This is a genomic window from Nitrospira defluvii, from assembly GCF_905220995.1.
Classification (GTDB): domain Bacteria; phylum Nitrospirota; class Nitrospiria; order Nitrospirales; family Nitrospiraceae; genus Nitrospira_A; species Nitrospira_A defluvii_C.
Map to the genome: position 1 here is coordinate 245,985 of NZ_CAJNBJ010000017.1, position 21,320 is coordinate 267,304.

Annotated in this window: 24 protein-coding genes and 3 riboswitches; of the genes, 5 read left to right on the top strand and 19 right to left on the bottom strand. The window is 55.9% G+C overall.

Translation table 11 applies throughout. From position 1 onward, the window contains the following. Positions 1-7: 7 nt before the first annotated feature. The 15 genes from KJA79_RS16255 to KJA79_RS16325 form a co-directional block, all read right to left on the bottom strand. Positions 8-466, bottom strand: coding sequence for a universal stress protein (locus KJA79_RS16255; protein ID WP_213043116.1), 459 nt, complete (start codon positions 464-466; stop codon positions 8-10). Positions 467-669: 203 nt separating this feature from the next. Further along, a complete protein-coding gene (locus tag KJA79_RS16260) occupies positions 670-1,299 on the bottom strand; it encodes a 2,3-bisphosphoglycerate-dependent phosphoglycerate mutase (protein ID WP_213043117.1) in 630 nt (209 codons plus the stop codon). Positions 1,300-1,384: 85 nt separating this feature from the next. After that, positions 1,385-1,681 carry a PepSY domain-containing protein gene (locus KJA79_RS16265; protein WP_213043118.1) on the bottom strand — a complete coding sequence of 99 codons (297 nt, stop codon included), beginning with the start codon at positions 1,679-1,681 and terminating at the stop codon, positions 1,385-1,387. A 193-nt stretch (positions 1,682-1,874) separates the two neighbouring features. Then, positions 1,875-1,954: riboswitch (Fluoride riboswitch) on the bottom strand. Between the two features lie 253 nt (positions 1,955-2,207). Further along, on the bottom strand, positions 2,208-2,651 hold the full coding sequence (locus KJA79_RS23375; RefSeq protein ID WP_213043119.1) for a MerR family DNA-binding protein: 444 nt from the start codon (positions 2,649-2,651) through the stop codon (positions 2,208-2,210). Positions 2,652-2,902: 251 nt separating this feature from the next. Continuing rightward, entirely contained in the window at positions 2,903-3,418 is a 516-nt protein-coding gene (locus tag KJA79_RS16275) for a hypothetical protein (RefSeq protein WP_213043120.1), read from the bottom strand. Positions 3,419-3,606: 188 nt separating this feature from the next. Next, a complete protein-coding gene (locus KJA79_RS16280) occupies positions 3,607-3,966 on the bottom strand; it encodes a hypothetical protein (RefSeq protein ID WP_213043121.1) in 360 nt (119 codons plus the stop codon). Between the two features lie 98 nt (positions 3,967-4,064). Further along, entirely contained in the window at positions 4,065-5,042 is a 978-nt protein-coding gene (locus KJA79_RS16285) for a HEAT repeat domain-containing protein (RefSeq protein ID WP_213043122.1), read from the bottom strand. 559 nt (positions 5,043-5,601) lie between these two features. Then, the gene (locus tag KJA79_RS16290) at positions 5,602-7,410 is read right to left on the bottom strand and encodes a dynamin family protein (protein ID WP_213043123.1); all 1,809 of its coding nucleotides are present in this window, start codon (positions 7,408-7,410) and stop codon (positions 5,602-5,604) included. Positions 7,411-7,468: 58 nt separating this feature from the next. After that, positions 7,469-7,912, bottom strand: coding sequence for a hypothetical protein (locus KJA79_RS16295; protein WP_213043124.1), 444 nt, complete (start codon positions 7,910-7,912; stop codon positions 7,469-7,471). 77 nt (positions 7,913-7,989) lie between these two features. Further along, positions 7,990-8,065: riboswitch (Fluoride riboswitch) on the bottom strand. Between the two features lie 403 nt (positions 8,066-8,468). Next, positions 8,469-8,891: a universal stress protein gene (locus KJA79_RS16300; protein ID WP_213043125.1), complete on the bottom strand. Its 423-nt coding sequence runs from the start codon at positions 8,889-8,891 to the stop codon at positions 8,469-8,471. Positions 8,892-8,913: 22 nt separating this feature from the next. Next, positions 8,914-10,110, bottom strand: a complete 1,197-nt coding sequence (locus KJA79_RS16305) for a cation:proton antiporter (RefSeq protein WP_213043126.1) — start codon at positions 10,108-10,110, stop codon at positions 8,914-8,916. Positions 10,111-10,140: 30 nt separating this feature from the next. Beyond that, positions 10,141-11,346 (bottom strand): cation:proton antiporter, encoded by a 1,206-nt coding sequence (locus tag KJA79_RS16310; RefSeq protein ID WP_343224269.1) that lies wholly within the window; start codon positions 11,344-11,346, stop codon positions 10,141-10,143. 18 nt (positions 11,347-11,364) lie between these two features. Next, complete coding sequence (locus KJA79_RS16315; RefSeq protein ID WP_246507729.1) at positions 11,365-13,068, bottom strand: ATP-binding cassette domain-containing protein; 1,704 nt, start codon at positions 13,066-13,068, stop codon at positions 11,365-11,367. A 21-nt stretch (positions 13,069-13,089) separates the two neighbouring features. After that, positions 13,090-13,166: riboswitch (Fluoride riboswitch) on the bottom strand. A gap of 277 nt (positions 13,167-13,443) precedes the next feature. Then, positions 13,444-14,232 carry a sulfite exporter TauE/SafE family protein gene (locus KJA79_RS16320; protein WP_213043128.1) on the bottom strand — a complete coding sequence of 263 codons (789 nt, stop codon included), beginning with the start codon at positions 14,230-14,232 and terminating at the stop codon, positions 13,444-13,446. 30 nt (positions 14,233-14,262) lie between these two features. Next, entirely contained in the window at positions 14,263-14,589 is a 327-nt protein-coding gene (locus KJA79_RS16325) for a YnfA family protein (RefSeq protein WP_281412695.1), read from the bottom strand. 179 nt (positions 14,590-14,768) lie between these two features. Between KJA79_RS16325 and KJA79_RS16330 the strand changes: the two genes are divergently transcribed. The 5 genes from KJA79_RS16330 (at position 14,769) to KJA79_RS16350 (ending at position 18,763) form a co-directional block, all read left to right on the top strand. Next, on the top strand, positions 14,769-15,092 hold the full coding sequence (locus KJA79_RS16330) for an ArsR/SmtB family transcription factor (protein ID WP_213043129.1): 324 nt from the start codon (positions 14,769-14,771) through the stop codon (positions 15,090-15,092). Positions 15,093-15,141: 49 nt separating this feature from the next. After that, complete coding sequence (gene arsB, locus KJA79_RS16335) at positions 15,142-16,266, top strand: ACR3 family arsenite efflux transporter (protein ID WP_213043130.1); 1,125 nt, start codon at positions 15,142-15,144, stop codon at positions 16,264-16,266. 14 nt (positions 16,267-16,280) lie between these two features. After that, positions 16,281-17,255 carry an inorganic phosphate transporter gene (locus tag KJA79_RS16340; RefSeq protein WP_246507731.1) on the top strand — a complete coding sequence of 325 codons (975 nt, stop codon included), beginning with the start codon at positions 16,281-16,283 and terminating at the stop codon, positions 17,253-17,255. Positions 17,256-17,870: 615 nt separating this feature from the next. Next, positions 17,871-18,341, top strand: coding sequence for an ArsI/CadI family heavy metal resistance metalloenzyme (locus KJA79_RS16345; RefSeq protein WP_213043132.1), 471 nt, complete (start codon positions 17,871-17,873; stop codon positions 18,339-18,341). After that, positions 18,341-18,763 (top strand): arsenate reductase ArsC, encoded by a 423-nt coding sequence (locus KJA79_RS16350; protein ID WP_213043133.1) that lies wholly within the window; start codon positions 18,341-18,343, stop codon positions 18,761-18,763. Before KJA79_RS16345 ends, KJA79_RS16350 begins: the two co-directional genes overlap by 1 nt. A gap of 25 nt (positions 18,764-18,788) precedes the next feature. On the opposite strand, the gene KJA79_RS16355 is transcribed toward KJA79_RS16350, so the two are convergent. The 4 genes from KJA79_RS16355 to KJA79_RS16370 form a co-directional block, all read right to left on the bottom strand. After that, entirely contained in the window at positions 18,789-19,199 is a 411-nt protein-coding gene (locus tag KJA79_RS16355) for a hypothetical protein (RefSeq protein ID WP_213043134.1), read from the bottom strand. Positions 19,200-19,381: 182 nt separating this feature from the next. Beyond that, the gene (locus KJA79_RS16360; RefSeq protein WP_281412696.1) at positions 19,382-19,711 is read right to left on the bottom strand and encodes a YnfA family protein; all 330 of its coding nucleotides are present in this window, start codon (positions 19,709-19,711) and stop codon (positions 19,382-19,384) included. Positions 19,712-19,819: 108 nt separating this feature from the next. Further along, the gene (locus KJA79_RS16365; RefSeq protein ID WP_213043135.1) at positions 19,820-20,728 is read right to left on the bottom strand and encodes a cation diffusion facilitator family transporter; all 909 of its coding nucleotides are present in this window, start codon (positions 20,726-20,728) and stop codon (positions 19,820-19,822) included. Between the two features lie 89 nt (positions 20,729-20,817). Next, positions 20,818-21,234 carry a tetratricopeptide repeat protein gene (locus KJA79_RS16370; protein ID WP_213043136.1) on the bottom strand — a complete coding sequence of 139 codons (417 nt, stop codon included), beginning with the start codon at positions 21,232-21,234 and terminating at the stop codon, positions 20,818-20,820. Between the last annotated feature and the right edge of the window lie 86 nt (positions 21,235-21,320).

Genomic DNA, 21,320 nt, shown 5'->3' on the forward strand with positions numbered 1-21,320 from the left:
TCGCTCCTTATTTCACGACCAGCACGGGGCATGGCGCAAGTCGCGTGAGGTTTTGAGAAGTACTGCCCCACTCCTGACCAAAGATCTTTGAGTGGCCCATGAAGCCGACGATCAAGAGGTCAAACTGGTGTTCCGCGATGAATGTCACGATTGCTTCCACTTCATGACCTGCAAGCAGATGCGGCGTCAGTCGCTCTCGTGACGCCGTGGCAGTCAAGCCAGCTTGGATTAGTACTCTTCGTAAATAGTCAGCAACCTTCGGCTTGGGTCGCAATTCACCGCCGACCACCGAGCCTTGGTGTTGCGGCAGACACTCTTCCACCGTCACGACGTGCAGGTCGGCTTCATAGATTTGAACCAACTCGATGGCCGTCACGAGCGCTTTGCGGGCTCCTTCCGAACCATCATTGGCGACAAGAATTTTCTGAAACAGAGGACGTGTGGCGATGTTGGAAGAAGGAAACATGTCTCATGCCTTTCATAAAGCTCAAGGAAAATGCCTGGGCCTACATGTGAACCGTGATTCTGCACGACTCTACGGCGTCAGGCATACCGCTCGGCTATTGGGGAAGCCTTACGAGCAGTCCATCTCGCTTCCGGGCCATTCATCAAGCTCTCATGCCAACGGACGCAGGCAGACCGGCTGTACCACCGGAAGTCCAGCGCTCCTCATAGTTTCCTGGCACGTGAAGCAGCATCCCTATCCTGACGGACAAGTTTGCCTTGGTCGGCCAGGGCGTAGACGACGAGAGCCCCTGTGGGAATGGTGAGATCCACAATTTGTTGGGATGACAAATCTTCAAGATGCATGACCAACGCCCGGAGACTATTGCCATGCGCGACAATGAGCACCGTGTCGCCTTTTTCCACCGCAGGCTGAATCCGTTCCTGATAGTAGGGCAGGACCCGCGCGGCGGTATCTTTCAGGCTTTCCCCTCCTGGCGGTCGCACATCGTAGCTTCGCCGCCATACTTCTACCTGCTTCGCTCCGTACTGATTGACCGTCTCATCTTTATTCAGCCCTTGTAGATCTCCATACATCCGTTCGTTCAGCGCCTGATTCTCCTCGATAGGTATCCGTCCTTGGCCGATGGCAGCTAATACAATCCTTAGTGTGTCAGTTGCTCTGACGAGCTTGGAAGTAAAGGCCCGATCCAATCGGTACCTGCTCAGCTGCTGCGCGGCAGCCAATGCTTCCTCGCCGCCTTTTGTCGATAGCGGCACATCAATCCATCCGGTGAAGCGATTTTCGAGATTCCATTGTGACTGGCCATGTCGAAGCAGCACGAAGTGTCCCACCGTTCAACTCCTAATAGTGGGGTCATTAGGTCACGCTCCGCTCCCGCCAGGAATGTCAGGACCGCGCTGGCACTTATGCGAAGCGTCAATCATATTCGATCTTTTCGATCCGCCCCGTCGTGGCGTTGATGTGTATCTCCTTTTTCTGTCCTTCGGCGGTGATTAGTTCAACTTCGTACACTAACCTACCATCGTCTGTATCCAGCTCCATCTCCAGAATTCGGGCATGTGGGAACTGCTCCAGCACAATTTGTGTGGCTTGCCGCATGTCGACGGCGGGCGAATGCGGCTCGTCGCCAAAACTAACTCTGAACAGGCCGATTCCAAAGATGAGCAAGCTCACAAACAAGACCAACGCCAGAATGGCAGTTCTGAAATCCATGACGTCCTCCCTTCGTGAGACGTGAAGACGGCCTTGCCGTTGCCAATAGGGTTCCGCAACAGAGGCAACAATCCTGGCGCGGTGATACACGTCGACGGTCACGCGTCTCAACGGTGACTGAGAGTGAAACAATATTGGTAGGAGGGGCTGTGAGTGGGAGTGGCTGGCTCAACAAAAAACTCCTACCAGATGGCCTCTGGTAGGAGTTATCAGTCCTGCGTCATGGTTCGACCGGCAGAACGGTTGTTGGTGAACTCCATCACCAAGAATTTATGATGACCTATGATTCACTGTACATACAGCAATCGGGAGAGTCAAGATCCCGGTCCGGCCGGCACTGGTAAAGTTTGAATCTGTGAGCAATGGATAGGGCCGGGAGCCTCAATCGGGCTCCCGGCCTTCGATGCTTATGGACAGAACGGACAGGAAGGACAGTCTTCTACGAAAGTCGCCAAGGTAGGCCATGTTCTCAGCAGCACGACCACAACCGAGGCAGGCAAAACAGTCAAGATGAGACGCATACCACTCACCTCCTTCTCGACTCAGCAGTAGGAGAAGGGAGTTCTTCGATCAGGCAGCAGATTTCATGCGGACCCAATGGCGGGCAGGGAAATCGACCCCGCCAGCGCCGACGATGCTGCTCCAGTTGAGTCCGGAGCTGAGTCAATAGCTCGATCTGCTGGTCCAAGGTCTTCAATTTCTTTCTGGCCCATGCATCTACAGTCTCGCAGGTTTTGCTCCCCTGCTTGGGTGATGCAAAGAGCGTTCGAATCTCCGCTAAGGCAAACCCGATGCTCTTGGCCTTCCTGATAAATTGGACCCATCGGACTGCTTCGACAGGATAGACCCGATAGCCGGTGTGTGTACGCGCAGGCTTTGGCAAAAGCCCACAGCTCTCCCAATAGCGTAGAGTCTTTGACGACACGCCTGTTTCAGTTGCCAGCTTTCGGATAGTCAATGCCCTGTCCACGCTCCCCTCTCCTCTGCGGTAAGGATAAACCCTCCTCTTACGGTAAAGTTCAAGTGGATTTTGCGGCTTCAAGTCATGATGGCAAACCCGCTGGGGGTTCTGGCATCATGACGTCATGGGTTGAAACTTTACCAGTGCCGTCCGGCCCCTCGCCTCCTGTAGACTTGTGGAGTCGACGTTAGGAGTGGTATCCGAGCCTGTCCTAGTACAACCCGAGTAAAGACCGTACCGCATGAAAGAATTAGAATGCATTATTCCGGAATGGAATCATTGAATCTGGGAGCTAACGTGCGGTTCTCGATAAAGATATATCCGCGTTCCTGAATGCCATCATATGTGAGATTGATCTCGCTCTGGGGACCTCGCCAAGTGAATTGCTGGCTAAGGCCGCGCATCATGGCCCCCGGTGTTCTGTCGATAGGGCCCAATAGAGATTCCAAATGAACCATGATCGTATTGTGGGTCTGAGCTCCATGGTAGTGGATCGTGACGCGTGCGAACTGTCCGTCAAATGTCACGAATCGCAAGGAGTCAACAACCGCATCACCCACTTTCGGAGGCCCCTGTTTGAGTTCATACTTTTGAATATGTTCGCCCGATTCCACTTTGATTAAGTCCTGAACATCCGCCAGCAATGCTCCCCACTGAAACCCGTAGAACCCATTGGGATCTGCTGTCATTGGACCCGCGGCGAGGTCCGGCAGCACGATGAATGCCCAGAGGAACAGGCTGCCCAACCCGAACAGTGGAAGGCGGATGCCTCGCACATCACCATCGCATGAGACCAGTCTTGAACATGCAAACACTGGTTATGCCTCTCCAGCAGTAGCACCCATCCCATGAACAGTGTCGGTCGACAGCGGTAAGTGAGGCGGCAGCGCAAGCAGAAAGAAACTGCCTGCACTCTCGATCGTTGGAGGGCTGCAGTTCTCCGCTGGTCTTTTCATCACCCCGTTCAATATTGAGAACTCGGCTGCTCCTTTTGTGCTGCTACCATGTCGGGACAACGATGCTCACGGATAATGTCTCCCATCTTCAGCATCAATTCAGCGAGCCTTTCGACCTGAGAATCGAGCGCGGGTGAGACAGAAGAATGAACGTCTCCGAAGCGGCGAAGCCCCTTGCTGTCGCACTCTTGTAGGGAAACCCAGAGTGACGAAAGCCCCCTGATGAGTTCCTGGCTGGTCGGGGTGGTCTCCCGCGGCAAGGAAAAGCAGTGTTTGAGTTCGCGAAGGATCGTCATGACTTCCTGAATCTCCTGTTGCAACGCCGGCGCGATATCAACCGAAATATCATTGCTGATCTCGAACATCACCCCGTGCTCTTCGGGACAGATTAATCTGGCCTCCAATGCACGCATCTTCTCCTCGATTAGGCGCATCACAATCTGAATGTTTCGCTCTTGCGCATCGTTTAACATGTGCGCCCCGTTCCTAATTGCGTCAAGAGAGCCAGTGCAGCCTGGCGGGCATGGGCCGAGAACAGAATGGACTCTGATTTTACCGTCGCATCGCTTCGACACAACGCCCGCTCAACAAACGGGATGGCAACCGGACCGATGCGCGAGATCGCCTCGGCGCACCGATCTCGCTGGAGAAAGTCTGGATGGGTCAAACCCGCGAGTAAGGCGGGCACGGCATCAAGCACCCTATCACCCCCTTCCACCTCTACCAGGGCCAGCGCCGCCTCCGTCCGAACCTTTTCGTAGTGATCGCACAAGGCGGTTCGGATCGGATTCACCGCCGTCTTGGCATGCAAGAGGCCGAGCAGTCGAAGCGCCTCCGCGCGTCGCTCCATACTCGGAAGCAATTCTTCCTCATAAGACATCCGGCGCTGTTCGAGCGTGGCTGTGAGAAATGGGATCGCCGCGGCTTCCATGTTAAGAATAGCCCGCGAGAAGCGGCCTCGCTTGAAGGCATCCTCCAAGCCCTCCACAAGCCACGGCAGTGCGCTCTTCTCCCGCAACTGAACTAGTGCTTCGGCAGCGCCAACAAGACGATGCCTACGCAATGCCTCAAGGAGGGCCGGAATCGCTCGTTGCTCTCCGAGCCGTGCCAATTGACAGGCAGCAGCGTTCTGCACGTCCTCCTCGGAGAGCCGTAAGATGGGACTCAGTCCATCGAGGCGGGAAGGATCGAGCGCGTGTACCAGCCCTTGAAACGCCGCCTCCCCTTTCACATAGCCGAGCGCTTCGGCTGCCAGCACCCGCCCCTCGGAGAATTGGCTGGGCGGTCCGAGTAGGAAGTGCACCAATGCGGGAACGGCGCGTTCGCCCAGGCTCAGGATGTCCGCCTGAACGTGAAGGTTGCTGTGGAGATTGTCGAGCCCTTGCACAAGGGTCTCGATGTTTTGATCCTCGGCCTGGGGCCGAGCCGTGTCTCGATTGATCATAGTCAGGCACCATGGGCCAACAGATGTGGATCTCGCGGTTCTCGGCACACATGTTCCACCAGGAGCCAGAAGAAACTGCTCACTCCACAACAATCCTGTGTCATATCCTCCGGACAAGACACCTCAAGCACATTCTCCGCGGGCCGAACACCATGGTCCCTGACCTGTCCTCATTCTGCGTCGTCTCAACGCACCCTACCTTTTGGACTCGGCCCCGCTAAGGTCGTCTTCTGAGAGTCCTCATCCGACTGAGAACTGGGTCGCTTTTCTTCTCGCCCCTGGTCTTGAGGCTTTATGTCACCGGGATAGGTTTTCAATGCCTCGGGGTAGGCAGAAGGTGTCGTCACAGGGCCAAGGTTGCCGAGGGCTTTATCCAATGACTGAAGTGTCGGATCACGTCCTACATCGTCCGTACATCGAACTGCTCCGCCCACATCTTGACAGGTGCCGGCAAAGCCCGGACTGGCCCATAGCAGTATCAGTACCATCCACCACATTCCGCCTTCCTTACAGTTAAATGATGTTCGGCAACAACAGCGGTGAATCATGATTGTCACAGTTACAAGAGACCCCCGCCTAAACTGGAAGGGGCCTGACCAGAAAGCGTGGCCCAAGCTTGCTCCAAATGCTGTCGATGGTGTTGCAATCGACGGAGCTCTGGCCCCTGCCGTAATTCGCGTTTCTCTTGAAGCTTCCAGGCGGAATGGATGGACGCCTGGATGGAGGCCTGCACGCTCGTCAACTGCGTCTCGAGACGTGTCTCGAATTGCCGAAATGCGTCCGCAAGATTCTGATTCGTCGCCCAGCGCAATTCTCCAACGTTTCTGGCCACGAGATATCTGACATCGTCCTGCAATCGTTGTTCAACCCCTCTTGCACGGAGTCGCGCAGGCAAGAATCGGCGCATATAAGAGGCCGCTTGTTCAGTAAAGGAAGTGACCCATCGATGTCCGACGACGAGCGGTTCTCGCACCAGCTCCGGTCGATCAAGAACGACCCCCTCGAGGCAGGGCACTTCGAACACATCGGCCGCCGTTTGCCTGACTCGATGAATGAGGCTCTCCATGTCGCAACAATGAAGTTCCTGCAGGGATTGGAAACGTGCAGTGGTCATTGCGAAGAGATCTTTCGTCGCGAGTGCGAACATCCGCTGAACCTCATCGGACAGCGCGCTTCGAATCTGTGCTTCGAATCCTCTTCTCCCGCTATCATGGCGCGCCTCATCACAGGCCTCCTGCACAAAACCGCCTAATGCCTCCTGTGCCTGCTCGGAAAGAATCGCCGCCTGCTGATCGACCTCTTCCAGCAGACGTTGACGGTCACCTCTCAAGCGATCATGCAGGTATCCCTGCTCGCGGTTTATCTTCGCCAAATGGGCTTCAAACCGTTCGGCCCGACGCGCAAGGTCCTCGCGCGGCAATTCAAGGACCTTGCGGTGGAGATCCAAAGTAAAGCAAGCCTCCTGGATCAGGCGTACCCCCTTTCGCTGAATCGCGTCCTGCAGCGCTGCGCGCTTGTCGGTCAGGAGAAACTCTGCCAAAAAGGATTCGAGCTGACTCACTCCACTCTCAGCCTGCGGAAGTTGGGTATCTTCAAGGGTTGCCTCAAGGGCCTGCCGCGCGGAGAGGATAAAAATGCGCACCTCGCCCGAAAACCCAGCGTCATCCCGAATGGCCTGCTTCAAAAATGTCACGAGTTGTTGACGCTCCGACGGCGCAAGCAGGTCGGCCTTACTGAGGACAAAGATGACGCGGGTGGCAGACTCACGAACGGCCCGCAAAAATTGAACCTCAACCTCGGTGATGGGCGGATCGGGTGAGAGCACAAACAGCACGCCGTCGCAGGCAGGGAGCATGGCCCGAGCGGTGCGTGTGTTGTGCAGCACAGTGGACCCAATGCCAGGGGTATCCGTAATCTCTACACTTTGAGCAAGGAACGCGGCAGGATGGTCCACCTCCACGCGGGTGACACCTAATCGATTGGCGGGATTCCCCTGTTCGGTGACATATCGCATCAGGACTGCTTGCAGCTGCTCCAGCGAGCCGTCGTAGTCTTCGAAGCGGCCATCCAGATGATGGATCCGGATGCGTCGCTCAGGACCGTAGCGGATTGTGGTGGGAATGGCGGTGAGTGGGAGGATGCCCGTGGGCAAGAGCGGCTCATGCAATAACGCATTGAGGAGCGTGCTCTTCCCCCGCTTGAACTGGCCCAGCACCGCCAACCTGAAACGTCCTTCCCGAAGACGCTGACCGAGTTCGCCCGCCATGACAGCATATCCCGAGAAATCCGAACCCATATCGGCAAGGGTGCGCTCAAGCTCTGCGAGCTGGTCCTTCAACCAATTCTCAGATCGAATGGGTGGCGGCATGATTGCGAGCGAACGCTCCTCCTGGGGGACTCTCCTGTGAACGTCTTAAGCTCGGAGACTAGCCCTCTGACCCGGTAGCTTTGTCGTATTGCCCCTTCAGCAGCCTCAGCTTGTCCTGAACGCTCTCGCGCATCTCTTTCTGACTCCATTTGGCATCTCCCGGTGCCGAGTCTAATTTCGGGACTTCCCGTAGGATGTCATCTCGAGTCTGAACCAAATCCAGGATGGTCGCTCGACTATTGGGCTTATCTCGTAATTGCTCGATCAGGGCATCCACCTTGCCGATAATCTTTTCCACCTGGAATCGAAACTGCCTCGCATCATTCGGCAATGAGTCAACGGTCAAAGAATCAGCGGCAGAAGCTACACCGGTGCGCGGACGCAAAACTGACAAATCCACGTGCCACAGCAGGATCCAACCCAGTAACATTCCCGCCAGTATGGCCATGATTCGCTCTGTACCACTGATACCTTCATCTTCCCAGCTCTCTGTCCCGTTCATAAGCTCCTCACTTTCGTCGGAGGTGAACGTTCCTGGTCAGCCTTCGCTCTGGGATAAAAAAAACTCCTACAGCGGGTCTCGCCGTAGGAGTTATCAGTCGCTTCGTCTTCAGACGAGCGGCGCTTCGCGGTGAACTCCATCACCGATCTATCGCATGCTTTGATTCATACAACCCCATTAAAGCGGTGTCAATAAGGTGCATACAACCGATTGGCCTCTGTAAACGAATCCACGTTGCTTTCCCTCAATGAGCGGCTTCGCGTGGTGCAGGGCGTGGTATCAGAGAGAGACGACTACAGAGGGACAAGAGCGGTAGGCCGACCGGGGCTTGATCTGACCATCCACATCGCCACCACGAGGTCACCAATGGACGGATCTTCGGCCTTGGTTTATGGTGGCGGCCGAATCCAGCGCGATGGCGACATCTCGTTCCGGCCTGTAGCCTGATCGCGTCCACGATCTATTATCAAGCGTCCTCGTTACTCTTTAAGGTAGCCTCGAAAATCCACAATCTCCCGAGCCTGGATCCCTTGCTACGCCTCCTCATCACCGCTGCTTATTTCACAACAAGCACGCTGCAGGGCGCGAGTCGTATAAGATTTTGCGATGTGCCACCCCAAATGCGTCCGTAGATGTTCGAATGCCCTGTGAAGCCTATGACGAGCAAATCGAAGTCGTGGTCTTTCGCATATGTGACGATCGTTTCCACGGCGTGTCCCGGAATGACATGCGATGTGAGCCGGACATCCTGAGCGGCGGCTGCCGCATTGGCTTCGGCAATCACTTTTTGGAAAAATTCCTTGGCTTCCTCTTTGGCCTCGATCACTTCTCCCATCAGTGCAGCATAGTGCGGGAGATGTTCTTCCACGCAAATCTGGTGCAAATCTGCCTCATCGCGTTTCGCCATGTCGATTGCGGCGAGCAAAGCACCCCTAGCTCCGGAAGACCCGTCATTGGCCACGAGAATTGTTCGATACATTGGCAGCCTCCTTCATGGTTGGTCAGACGATCGGCATTTCTTGGGACAGCGAGGTGGGCTGAGTTTTGGCAGTCCCGTTGAAGCCCTCTTCAGTCGGCGTTAGGCCAGGGTCGAACCAACGCTCGGCGATGACGGTGGGGACGATGGCGCTCAAGATGACGACGGCCACCAGGACCGCATATTGCTCCTGGTTGATCACTCCGTGTGTCAGTCCGTAGAGCGCCGAGATCGTTCCGAACGTCAGGCCGGTGGACATCAATAGCGTCGTATAGAGCCCCTCACGTTTCCCGAATCGAAACGCATGGGCTAACGGCCAGACACCCACAAATTTTGTGGCGATCTTGACCCCGAGCAGGAGGACGATCAACAGCCAGGCGCCGAGAACGGCATGAGCATCTACCAGCGTTCCTGCTTTCAGGAAATAGAAGGGAGTCAGAATCGAAAATGCGATCACCCGCATCCGATGAATCACGGTGGGATAGCTGAGACAGAGGGGCGCCAAAGCCATACCGAGCAGATAGGCAGGAAGCACCGCTTCGCTCTGCGCGAGCGTCGCAAGGGCCCCCATGCCGCAGAGGATGACGAGGATGAATTTCAGGTCCGGTTCGCTGAGGCGAGTCCCGACCGCTGCGAAAAACCGCCGGGCAACGGAAGGCAATTGCCAGAGCAGCACACTCATGGCCAACACAAAAGCCAGCAACCACCAGTCATACCGCGCGAAGAGGAGTCCGAGCGCGAGCACTGTTCCGAGATCCGTGACAAAGCAGGCGGCCAGGATGACTTTGCCAAGATCGGTCCGGTTATACCCCCGTTCCAGCATCACGGCGTACACGACGGCGACGGACGTGGTCGAGAGTGCGATGCCGGCGATTTCGGAGGCTTGAAGCGACCAGCCCGCGATCCAATAGGCCGCCCCCATCGCTCCGAGAAACGGGGTGAGGAAGGAGGCCAGCCCGATGCTGAAGGTTTCTTTCCATCTGGTCCGCACGGTGTCGAGATCCAGTTCAGCCCCGGCGAGAAAGGTCAAGAGGACGCTGCCAGCGGCGGCCAAAAAGTCGATCCAGGCCGTGGAGCGCAAGGTCAACAGATTGCCGCCCGCTGTCCCGACGACAATTTCAACCAATGCGACGGAGAGGCCGAAACGGAGTGAGATGAGACTGGCAATCAACGCCAGTCCGATCCAAAGAGTGGCGACTAACCAGAGTGATTCGGTTCCCATGAGTCCTCCTACCGTTTGGATCGGGCGGGGTTAGGGGCCCACCTGAGATGTCAGGGTGCTCGGGACTACCTCCGTTGCGGGCGGAGCGGCAGAGGGTTGGACCCAAGACTCCTCGCGTGGCCTTCCGCCCGGATCGAACCACCGTTCGGCAATAACCGTCGGGATGATCGCCGTGAGAATCACGACCGTGACGAGACTGGCGTATTGTTCCCCAGTGATCAGGTCGTGCTCAAGACCAAAGAGGGACGAGATGGTGCCGAACGTTAACCCAGTCGCCATCAACAACGTCGTATACATGCCCTCCTTCGGACGGAAGCGAAACAGCCTGGTGAGCGGCCACACACTAATCAACTTAGCCGACGTGTTCACGGCGAAGAACAAACCAATCAGAGCCGTCGCAGCCAGCACGGCCTTCAGGCTGACCAGAACGCCCGCCTTGAGAAAGTAAAACGGTGTGAGAACCGTTAGGGCAATCGCGCGCAAACGGTGCGCCAATGTTTTGTTGGCAAGAAACAACGGGGCCAGCACGAGGCCAACCAGGTATGCGGGGAGCACGGCTTCGCTTTGCGCCGCGCTCGCCAGGGCGCCGAGGGTGAAAAGAATCACCAGGACGAACTTCAACCCTGGTTCGCTGATGCGATGTCCGACCTTGTCGAATAACCATCCGGCTACGCCGGGCAGCTGCCACAGTGTGACCGCCGTCACGACCAGGAACACGATCAGCCACCAGTCATATCGCGCGAAGAGCAGCCCCAGTGCAACCACAGATCCGAGATCGGTGACGAAGCAGGCGGCCAGGATAATCTTCCCGAGTTCGATCTCGTTATGGCCCCGCTCCACCAGCACGGTATACACGACGGCGACAGAGGTGGCGCAGAGCGCGATGCCCGCTACCTGCGATGCCTGAAGAGACCAGCCTATCACCCAATACGCGAAGGCCATGACGCTCAGACAGGGTATAAAAAATGACGCGAGTCCGATGCCGATTGTTTCCTTCCATTTGTTCTTCATGACCGCGAGATCGATTTCGGCACCGGCGAGAAATGTCAGGACGACGCTGCCGAAACCGGCCAATGATGCGATCCATGGCGTAGGCTGAATCGCCAGCACGTTCCCGCCGATGATTCCTACGCAGATTTCCACCAAGGCCACGGAAATTCCGATTCGCACCGAGATGAGTGAAGCGAGCAGTGCCATTGCCATCCAAATCGCTGCTGTTTCCCAGGTTAACGACATTGCCACCTCGAAAAAAGGTTATGCCAAAATCACCCGTCGGTCGACATGCGAGGAGAAGGTCGGATCGTTGGAAATGAAGACGACCGACCAGGGCTCGTCTTTCGCGCAGAGCCGGCGAAGCAGCACTTCCCGTGTCGCGGGCAACATATTGTGGAGGGTGCCATCGAAGATCAACAGTTGCGGGCGCGTGACGATCGCGCGGGCCACGAGAAGACGGAGAATCTGGCTCATGGACAGGTGGGTATCCAGGCTGGAGACGGGTGTGTTCAACCCGTGTGGCAATGCATCGATATCGCCATCGAGTTCCACGAAACGCAACGCCCATTGGAGATCCTGGTAGTCGATGGTGGGGCGGCCCAGCGTGATGTTGTCTTCCAGGGTGCCGTCCAGCAGGGTGGGATGGGAATCCAGGACCAGCCCGCGAACCCGGCTAATCGATTCCCGCTTCACCTCGACTAAATTCATGTCGTTGTAACGGGCATATCCCGTCGTCGGCGGGTGGAGGCCAGCCAGAATCTTGGCCAGGGCAGTTTTGGCCCTGTTGGTACTGCAGAGGACCGCAATCTTTTCTCCGGGTGCGACGTCCAGGGAAACATTCTGAAAGATCGGCGTGCCATCTGCTTCAGTGCAGGAGAGGTTGCGACAGGTCAGGCGGATGCCGGACGAACCGAACTCCGCCGCCGGCACCTCTTCCTTGGCGCGTTCTTCTTCCGTGGGCAGGGAGAACACGGCGGCCATCTCACGGCACGAGACGAAGGCAAAAAACATGGCGACCATGCGCCGAGCGAGGGTATCCATGTTCAGCAGGAGATTGCCCACCAAGAGTTCGGCGGCGGCGAACTGACCCACAGTCAATTGTCCCTCGACCACGAGCAGCCCGGCGGTAATGATCAGTCCGCTGTGACCGACGACTTGCCAGAGAGCCGCCGCCTTGTACTGGCGCCCGGTGAGGGTGTTCGACCGGCGCTGGCGAATCCGGACATAGGTCTGAGTCAGCGCATCGGTTCGCTCCAGCAGATAGGGGCTGTCGCCGGCGGCTCGCAGATGCGGGAGGTTGTGCGCGATGTTCTGAATCCAGCCGAAAATCTGGTAGTGCAGCCGGGACATCTCCAGGGTGATGACGAAGCCGCCGCGCCCGAAGATCGTCAGCAGTCCCACAAAGCCCAGGATCAGCACCAGAATGTACAGGACGAAGAAGGGGTGAAACAGGATCAGCATCGTCACCCCGATGGTGCCGACGACAGCCACGTTGAAGAGATCCGCCACCATGGCGACCAGCGCGCGGGTCAGCAGGTCGGCTTCCATGAATCGATGGGCTTGCTGCGGGGCAAAGGTATCGTCGCGCAGGCGAGGGAGGAGCCGTGTAAATCCCAGGGCGATGCGCGTGTAGATCCGTTGTTGCAGTGTTTCCACCGCGCGCGCCTGCAGCACACGGAATGCGGCCACGCCGGTGAGGGAACTGGCGACGAACAGCGTCAGGGTAAAGATCATCCGTGGTTCCATAGCGAACGAGAACGTGCTGACGAGTTCCTGGACGGCAATGGGAACACAGAGCAGGAAGAATCCGATGGCGACCGCATAGGAGGCAATGATTCCTAAGAGCGGACGTTCCAGTTTCAACAGGAAGCTGAGGTGCGCAAAGATATCGCCGAGCACCGAGGTCCACTGATACTGAGGGTAGTACAGTGAGTCAGTGGATGAAGATGTGTGAGATCGGCCCAAAAAACACTCCTACCGCCTAAGGCGCTGGTAGGAGTTATCAGCCGAGCATGGGGTGTCAGGGTCGGCGGTTCTCGGTGAACTCCATCACCGATGACCAAGTCTGTAGCCGCCTGGAGTGTAAACCGCCACTCCGTTCGACGTCAACATAGCGAATATGCCCAGTGAGATGAGATTCACCATACATTAGAAGAAATAGCCTCTGTCATTGGTAAAGATAGCGTCCCCGGTCTGTATCCAAATCAGACGCTTCGGTTTGCATTACAGCTTGGTGGCACTTGTAGTTCTTAGGCAAGTGTTAGCATGCACAAATTAGCTCGCCTTGAGGCCCAACCCGACACAGCACGATACGGTACCTCTCGCCTCATCACCAAGTGCTTATCTCGGATGACCCCATATTTTTATTGCGGAAATAACGAGAATCGCAGCAAGGGCCGGTAATAAAACTGACGGGGGAACAATCCCCAACAGTTTCGCTCCAATGAAGGTGCCTGTGAGGGAACCAACGACCATTGCGAGCACAAATCCTCGATTCTTGCCAATCACAGGAAAACTCTGGGACCGACTATAGCGGGTGAGCGCGGTCAGCATGGTCGGCAAACTGACGGCTAGTGAGAGACTGCCCGCTAACTTGATATCCACATCAAACAGTAGGACAAACGTAGGAATTAGTAACTCACCGCCTGCAACACCCAGAATTGAAGCCACGATTCCGATGAGGAAGCCTAGGACTACACCCGCGATGGCTTGCGCTAACCCGATTGATGTTGAAACGACAGATAGCGAGGGGGAATGAGCGAATAGCAGGACACATGCGATTCCAACCAGCATTACAGCAATAGTGCGGCGAAGAGTTGTAGAATCGAGGCGAGTCGTGACACCTGCTCCAACCCAGGCACCAACGAGGCTGCCAGCTAAAAGGTTTGTAACGATAGGCCAGGCGTCCGCAATCGAACCGAACGGAATGATCCAACCTCGGAACAGGAACGCGGATGCAACAACTACCAGACTGATTGCCTTGTTCAGAATGACGGACTCTAATGGCGCGAAGCGGAAATAGTGAATGAGGAATGGCAATCTAAACTCAGCCCCACCTAAACCAATCAAACCACCCAGTGTTCCAATAACTGTTCCGCATGCAAAGACGGGCACCTTCTGCTTCAGCATTTGGATTCCTTCAACGCCGCGACGGGAGCATCACCGTGGTGCATGCATAATGACGGCAACACCGAGAAGACAGATAAGACCACCTGCCACATCATACTTATCGGGAGCGATATGGTCGATTCCCCATCCCCATAGAATTGAGAGGACCACGAACCATCCGCCGTACGCTGCGTAGACACGGCCAAAGCTCGCCACCTGATACGTTGGGATGATGCCGTAGAAGATCAGAATAGCTCCTCCGATCAAGCCCACTCCTAGGTGGGCTCCGTTTCTCCACCATTGCCAGACAAGATAACCGCCGCCGATCTCGCAGAGACCCGCCCCGAGAAACAGACAGACAGAATGTAGGATGTTCATCTCTCCTCCATGAATACTTGAAAGATTGGTGCACGATCTCAGAACACAGAGTTCCGATCATAATCTGGTGTGATTAGAGATTATCCGGCATAAACACCGAATGGCACCGGCGAGGAGCACTATTTAGTCATCTGGTAGGGTCGTTGACACATCAACTTTTGTTGCTATATCATAGCTCCATGGCCACGAGCACACGCAAAAGTCTCCCGACCGTCGCTCGCATTTTTCATGCACTGTCCGAGGAGACGCGATTACAGATTCTCGAGCATTTAAAAGAAGGCGAGCAATGTGTGTGCGATCTTACAGAGGTGTTTAAGACGGGGCAGTCACGACTCTCCTTTCACCTCCGAGTGCTGAAAGAGGCGGGCTTAATCCTGGCCCGACCTGAAGGACGATGGGTGTATTACTCGCTCAATGCCGATGCGGTTGAAGATTTGCAGGATGTGGTGAATTCGCTCAAAGCTTCATCTTACCGCGCTGCTAAGCGAGGGTGTTGCCCCTGACTTTTTTTGCCTTCATTCATCAACATTTATTGATTTTATGGAATAACATATGGAAACCGTTGGAACCATCGAGCAGCAGACGCTTCCGACAGACAAAAAGCTCAATCTCTTCGAACGGTATCTCACCGTCTGGGTGGGGCTCTGTATGGTCGGGGGTGTGGTGCTGGGAAAATCAGCGCCTGGGGTCATTCAGGCGATGCGAGAGATGGAATTCGGTCAGGACAGTCATGTGAATTTTCCCATGGCCGTTCTGATCTGGCTGATGATCACTCCCATGATGATGAAAGTTGATTTTCGCGCCGTGGCGAAGGTCGGCCAGCGTCCTCAAGGCTTACTGGTCACCCTGTTTATCAATTGGGTCGTGAAACCATTCTCTATGGCCCTCTTGGCCTGGGTCTTTTTTCGATTCATTTTTTCAGTCTGGATAACTCCTGCCGAAGCGGACCAATACATCGCCGGAGCCATCATCCTTGCTGCCGCCCCTTGTACCGCGATGGTCTTTGTCTGGAGCTATCTCACTGATGGTGACCCTGCCTATACCCTGGTCCAAGTTTCCGTGAACGATTTGATTATGCTGGTGTTATTTGCTCCGATCGTCGGCTTCCTGGTCAGTGGCGCGTCGTCTCTCACTGTCCCGTTCGCGGTGCTCATCTATTCGGTCATAGGCTTTATTGTAATTCCGTTGGTATTGGGAGTCCTGATCCGACAGTGGTTCATCCAGCAGAGAGGGAAGCAATGGTTTGAAGACACGCTCTTGCCCCGGTTTGCTCCTATCACCATTGCCGCGCTACTCGTGACCTTAGTTCTGATTTTTGCCTTTCAAGCAGACAATATTCTGGGCAAACCCCTCCACGTCCTGCTCATCGCGATCCCGATTCTTCTTCAAGTCTATCTCAATGCCTCTCTCGCCTATGGGTTGATGAAGTGGTTGAAGGTGCCCTATGCCGTGGCCGCGCCAGGAGCCCTGATTGGCGCGAGTAACTTCTTTGAACTCGCTGTGGCCACGGCTATTGCGTTGTTTGGTCCCGAATCAGGTGCCGCGTTGGCTACCGTCGTCGGGGTGTTAGTCGAAGTTCCGGTCATGCTCTCAGTGTGTCATGTGTGTAATCGAACTCGGCATTGGTTTCCGGAAACGAGACTTGGAGCCGCGCAACCTTCGGCGGTAAGCAGATGAATGAATCGTTCCTCATGCTGATCTTCGTCGTGGTCTTGGCTCTCGTGTTCGATTTTTCGAATGGCTGGCATGATGCCGCCAATGCCGTCGCGACGGTTGTCTCTACCCGGGTCTTGTCCCCAGGTCGCGCCGTCCTGATGGCAGCCATCTTGAATGTCGCCGGCGCGTTTATGTCGACGGCGGTCGCAAAAATGGTCGGGGGAGGGATCGTCGAGGCTTCTGTCATTACCCATAGCACGGTCGCCGCCGCGTTGGTGGGCGCGATTGCGTGGAATATAGTGACCCTTTTTCTCGGTCTTCCCACGAGTTCGTCTCATGCCCTACTCGGTGGGCTCGTTGGCGCGGCGCTTTCTCAAGGCGGTATGGCCGCAGTCAAGTTCGCGGGGTTGAGAACGGTTCTGGAAGCGCTGCTCTTCTCGCCGATTCTCGGATTTGTCCTCGGCTACCTCATGATTGTGGCTATTTACTGGGCCATGTTCCGGGTCACGCGTGGTGTAGCGAATAAACTGTTTCGTCGGATACAGGTCATCTCCGCTGGCCTCATGGCATTCAGTCACGGATCGAATGATGCCCAAAAGGTCATGGGGATTATCACCCTGGCGCTCGTGTCCGGTGGATTTTTGGACCGTGTTGAAATTCCAAACTGGGTGATTCTGGCCTGCGCGCTGTCGATGGGACTGGGCACGGCGATTGGTGGATGGCGCATTATCCGAACCATGGGCATGCGCATCGTCAAATTGGAGCCGGTCCACGGGTTTGCGGCGGAGACGAGTTCGGCAGCCATCTTGCTCGCGACAGCCCATTTTGGATTGCCAGTAAGCACCACCCACACCATTACCTCTTCGATCATGGGTGTAGGCGCGGTGCAGCGATTGTCGGCTGTGCGATGGGGTGTCACGATTCGAATTCTCTATGCCTGGGTCTTGACGCTTCCGGCGGCTGCTGGAATCGCCTATGTGACGAATCACCTTTTGAATTTACGCCACTGAGTCTCCAGATGACGGACATGATGCCACTGTTCGACAGCCGCCAAGTCTGAAGATGCATTGAGGTGGCGATGGGGATGGAGTCGGATTATGGCATCTTGGTCCTGATTGTAAGCGGGATCACGTTCCTTCTTCTCCTAGTGGTGTTCCTTTGGGAGAATTGGAGTCCTGAATGGGGCACATGGGCGAGGCCGGTCTCCTTCTGGGAAGTGTTTCGTGACTGGATTGCGTATGTCCTAGTTTTTGTCATGTTGTTGCTATTACTCCGCGGTCTGCTTTGTCTGGTGTGTTCCCAGTGTCACTCGTGTTGACTGTTGGCACGGAGGGAAGATCACGAGACGAGCGCCTTTATCATGGTGCACAGCCTTCTCGTTCGGTTCATGGAGAGACACAGTGAGAGCGATCACAACAATGGCGCTTCTTCGGCTTTTCTTGGGTATTGCTCAAATGGCTGGCGCAGCGTACTCGATTTATTTACTCGTGGTTACTGGGATCAATGCGTTCTTTCTCATCGCGTTCGGGACTACCATCTCCTTGACTCTCATGAGCTTGTTACTGTTTGGACGGAGTAAAAAGTAGGCAGAAACTTTCAACACTACTCAGAAGGAGACAAACCTCATGAAACGTATGCACCTTCACATCGGGGTCGACAACCTTGACGAATCCATCCGCTTCTATACGGCATTGTTTGGGGTCGCTCCCATGAAAACGAAACCAGACTATGCCAAATGGCTACTAGATGACCCGCACGTTAATTTCGCGATCTCGACGCGTGCCAAGAAGGGCGTTGACCACCTCGGTATCCAGGTTGACGAAGACACGGAGCTGGCAGAGGTGCGGGAACGCCTCAAGGCGAAAGATGTGCCCCTAACCGATGAAGGGGAGACGGTCTGCTGTTATGCCCGATCGGAGAAGTCATGGATTCAAGATCCGTCAGGTATCGCATGGGAGACCTATCGAACAATGGAGGATGTTCAACTCTTCTCTGGGCAAACCGAATCGTTGGAGGGTGCCTGCTGCACGCCAGACACCATGGGAACGCCCAATTGCTGTGAGCCATCTGAGAAAACTGCTGGGTGTTGCGACTAATGGAAACCAAGATTATCAAGGTGTTGGTGCTCTGCACGGGAAATTCCTGCCGTTCGGTCATGGCGGAAGCGTTGATCAACGATCTCCGCCGTGGACGCTACCAAGCCTGGAGCGCAGGGAGCCATCCAACGGGGTATGTGCATCCCAAATCCATCGAAACCCTTAAGCGGCATGGGATTGATCCGGGTCAGCCGCATAGCAAATCGTGGAATGAATTAGGCGATCAACCTTTTGATCTCGTGATTACCGTGTGCGATCAGGCCGCTGGTGAAAGCTGTCCATTATTTCCAGGGAAGCCAACAAAGCTGCATTGGAGTACGCCTGATCCAGCCAAAGCGACCGGATCTGACGCCGAGATTAAGGCGGCCTTTGACGAGGCTTTTTGTATACTCAGAAAGCGTGTCGAGGATTTGACGAAATGACATCTGGTCGTGGATAGACTCGGGGTTAGGGCCTGCAGTACTGAAACAGCTCTTCGCAATGCTCATGGCCGGTTGTTGACTCCGGCATGATCTGGTACTGCACCTCTGTAACCCGATCGTTCTCCATTGTCACGATCGCCAAACAGGCGTGCCGCACGCCTTCCGGACGACCGCTTTTGCTTCCAGGGAAGGACTGTTCGAGCACTCCTCCCCCCTTGTAGTAGCTCAACACTCTCAGACCATGCTGCGATGAGACCATTCGCGGTGCACCGGCGCAGGCCAGGATCGCTGACTCCGACTTGCCAAGTAGCGCCTGCTTGGCAGTGGCGAGGCGAGACGAAGGTGTCTCGATGCAGCCACTGATCGCGGTAGAAGCGAGGGCCATCAGCAGCGTGACCATGACCAATGCAGGAACATCACGACAATTGCCCCTCATGTTGCCACCTCACTGATAGAAGTCGGTTTCGAGGCGGCGATCTCTTGGACCCGGGGGTGTTCGATACCAGCCCGTTCGCGGCTCGGCGTTTCACCAGACCGTCAGCCCAAGCACCGAGAGCAATTGGCTTGAGTACGGGCGGCTGCTGACATCGCGAGACGCCGACACAGCAACGTCGTCGTTCACGAACGTGGCCCGTACATGATCACTCCCATGCCAACCAGGCAAATCATCGCTCCGACCGCATCGAGCCGGTCTGGCCTTGTGCCATCGAAACCCCAGCCCCAGAGCAGCGACAACACGATGAACATGCCTCCATAGGCGGCATAGACGCGGCCGAAATGGGCCGGCTGAAACGTTGGAATGATGCCGTAGAGGACTAAGATGAGCGCACCCGCAAGTGCGTAGCCGATCGGTTTCCCCTCGCGGAGCCACAACCATACGAGATAGCCGCCGCCTATTTCGCAGAGTCCGGCGACGATAAACAGTCCGATTGAGACGAGCAACGCCATCGCAATGTCCTCCTAGGTGAAACAACTTCCACACGTTGCGCACTCAGGGATATCTTCAGAACGAGGCCGGGTTCTCCGCGTCGTGCTCGCTATGCCTGAGAGCTGGATTCATTCAATCACATTGCGAGAAGACTGAGAATCGATACGAATCCGATCCGAACCTTGCTCCACAATCTGCAACGTGACATGTTCAATCCCAAACTGCTCTGCCAACAGTTGTTGCAGGCGTTGCAGGACCGCATCTTGATCCTCCCTAACCGAGACGACAACATGGGAACTGAGCGCATCCAGACCGGTCGTGATCGTCCAGATATGGAGGTCGTGTACCCCCTTCACGCCCGGGACGCCGGCCATTGCCCGCCCGACCTCCCGTGCATCCACACCGGTTGGGACTCCTTCCATGAGGACATGAACGGCTTGGGAAAGGAGCGCCCACGTGCGCCAGGCAATGAAGAGGCTGATCCCCACACTGAGGAGTGGATCGATGAGCACCCATCCGGTGGTCCAAATAATCGCGCCACCGAGCATGACGCCGAGGGAACTGATCGCATCACTCATCACTTCAAGATAGGCGCTGCGCACGTTCACACTCTCGTCAGCATGGCCGTCGAGCAGCTTCAGACTGGCAAGATTCACCGCCAACCCCACCAGTCCGACCAGTAGCATCGGAAGGCCCAATACCTGACTTGGCTCTCCGAAGCGGTCATAGGCCTCATAGAGAATCCACGTCGCAAGGAGCAGCAGCACCACGGCATTGACAACTGCAGCGAGAATCTCCGCGCGATGGTAGCCATAGGTATTTTCAGGAGTCGATGGTTTCCCAGCCATCCACAGGGCAAAGGCACTCAGGCTCAACGCCGCCACATCCGTCAGCATGTGACCGGCGTCGGCCAACAACGCCAAACTTCCCGTGAAGAGGCCGGCGATCACTTCGACGACCATAAACACCCCGGTGAGCAGCAAGACGCGTCGCAGATTCTTTTGCTGCACAGATCTGCTTTCTAAGTTGCTATGCACGAGAGCTCCTTCGTTGTGGCCCACCAGTCTTCTTCAAAGCGCGGCTTACTCTGCAGCGCATCGCGGGATCGCACCAGGACTTGCGAATTCTAATGGCCATGGCCATCAGACGACCCTGGGACTGTCGATGCTTTGTCCGGAACCGTCACGTTGCGGAGCGGCGGTGAATCCCAAATGACGGTGTTCCCTGGAGCCAAGTCGGCAGCCGTCATAAAATGTGCATCTCCTTCCCGCAACGCTCCCATCCGGTACAGGACCATGCCGAGGTTGTAATGGGCCTCGGCAAAGGTCGGTGCAACCTCAATGGCAGCGTCGAACTGCCGTTTGGCCTTGTCCCATTGCCTCTCGCCGTACGTCTGGATGCCTTCCTCGTTGTGCCGAGCAGCGGCTTGATCCGTCCCGCTTGGCGCAGGCAACACCGCGCTGGCTGGTTTGGAGGTTGCCGCGCACCCGGCTATACTGACGACTCCCGTCAACAGCATGATTGTCTGCATCCCACGGTTCATAAAGGTCTACTCCTTCTAGCGATCGGCAATTGCGCTCTCTCGAACCTCGGTCCGGCGGCCTGGTACCATGCCCAGGCTGTTGCTGC

Excerpts from the sequence above, each read along its gene's own strand:
- KJA79_RS16255 (WP_213043116.1), bottom strand. The coding sequence starts at position 466 with ATGTTTCCTTCTTCCAACATCGCCACACGTCCTCTGTTTCAGAAAATT.
- KJA79_RS16265 (WP_213043118.1), bottom strand. The coding sequence starts at position 1,681 with ATGGATTTCAGAACTGCCATTCTGGCGTTGGTCTTGTTTGTGAGCTTG.
- KJA79_RS16285 (WP_213043122.1), bottom strand. The coding sequence starts at position 5,042 with ATGATCAATCGAGACACGGCTCGGCCCCAGGCCGAGGATCAAAACATC.
- KJA79_RS16290 (WP_213043123.1), bottom strand. The coding sequence starts at position 7,410 with ATGCCGCCACCCATTCGATCTGAGAATTGGTTGAAGGACCAGCTCGCA.
- KJA79_RS16295 (WP_213043124.1), bottom strand. The coding sequence starts at position 7,912 with ATGAACGGGACAGAGAGCTGGGAAGATGAAGGTATCAGTGGTACAGAG.
- KJA79_RS16300 (WP_213043125.1), bottom strand. The coding sequence starts at position 8,891 with ATGTATCGAACAATTCTCGTGGCCAATGACGGGTCTTCCGGAGCTAGG.
- KJA79_RS16305 (WP_213043126.1), bottom strand. The coding sequence starts at position 10,110 with ATGGGAACCGAATCACTCTGGTTAGTCGCCACTCTTTGGATCGGACTG.
- KJA79_RS16310 (WP_343224269.1), bottom strand. The coding sequence starts at position 11,346 with ATGTCGTTAACCTGGGAAACAGCAGCGATTTGGATGGCAATGGCACTG.
- KJA79_RS16320 (WP_213043128.1), bottom strand. The coding sequence starts at position 14,232 with ATGCTGAAGCAGAAGGTGCCCGTCTTTGCATGCGGAACAGTTATTGGA.
- KJA79_RS16325 (WP_281412695.1), bottom strand. The coding sequence starts at position 14,589 with ATGAACATCCTACATTCTGTCTGTCTGTTTCTCGGGGCGGGTCTCTGC.
- KJA79_RS16330 (WP_213043129.1), top strand. The coding sequence starts at position 14,769 with ATGGCCACGAGCACACGCAAAAGTCTCCCGACCGTCGCTCGCATTTTT.
- arsB (WP_213043130.1), top strand. The coding sequence starts at position 15,142 with ATGGAAACCGTTGGAACCATCGAGCAGCAGACGCTTCCGACAGACAAA.
- KJA79_RS16340 (WP_246507731.1), top strand. The coding sequence starts at position 16,281 with ATGCTGATCTTCGTCGTGGTCTTGGCTCTCGTGTTCGATTTTTCGAAT.
- KJA79_RS16345 (WP_213043132.1), top strand. The coding sequence starts at position 17,871 with ATGAAACGTATGCACCTTCACATCGGGGTCGACAACCTTGACGAATCC.
- KJA79_RS16350 (WP_213043133.1), top strand. The coding sequence starts at position 18,341 with ATGGAAACCAAGATTATCAAGGTGTTGGTGCTCTGCACGGGAAATTCC.
- KJA79_RS16355 (WP_213043134.1), bottom strand. The coding sequence starts at position 19,199 with ATGAGGGGCAATTGTCGTGATGTTCCTGCATTGGTCATGGTCACGCTG.
- KJA79_RS16360 (WP_281412696.1), bottom strand. The coding sequence starts at position 19,711 with ATGGCGTTGCTCGTCTCAATCGGACTGTTTATCGTCGCCGGACTCTGC.
- KJA79_RS16370 (WP_213043136.1), bottom strand. The coding sequence starts at position 21,234 with ATGAACCGTGGGATGCAGACAATCATGCTGTTGACGGGAGTCGTCAGT.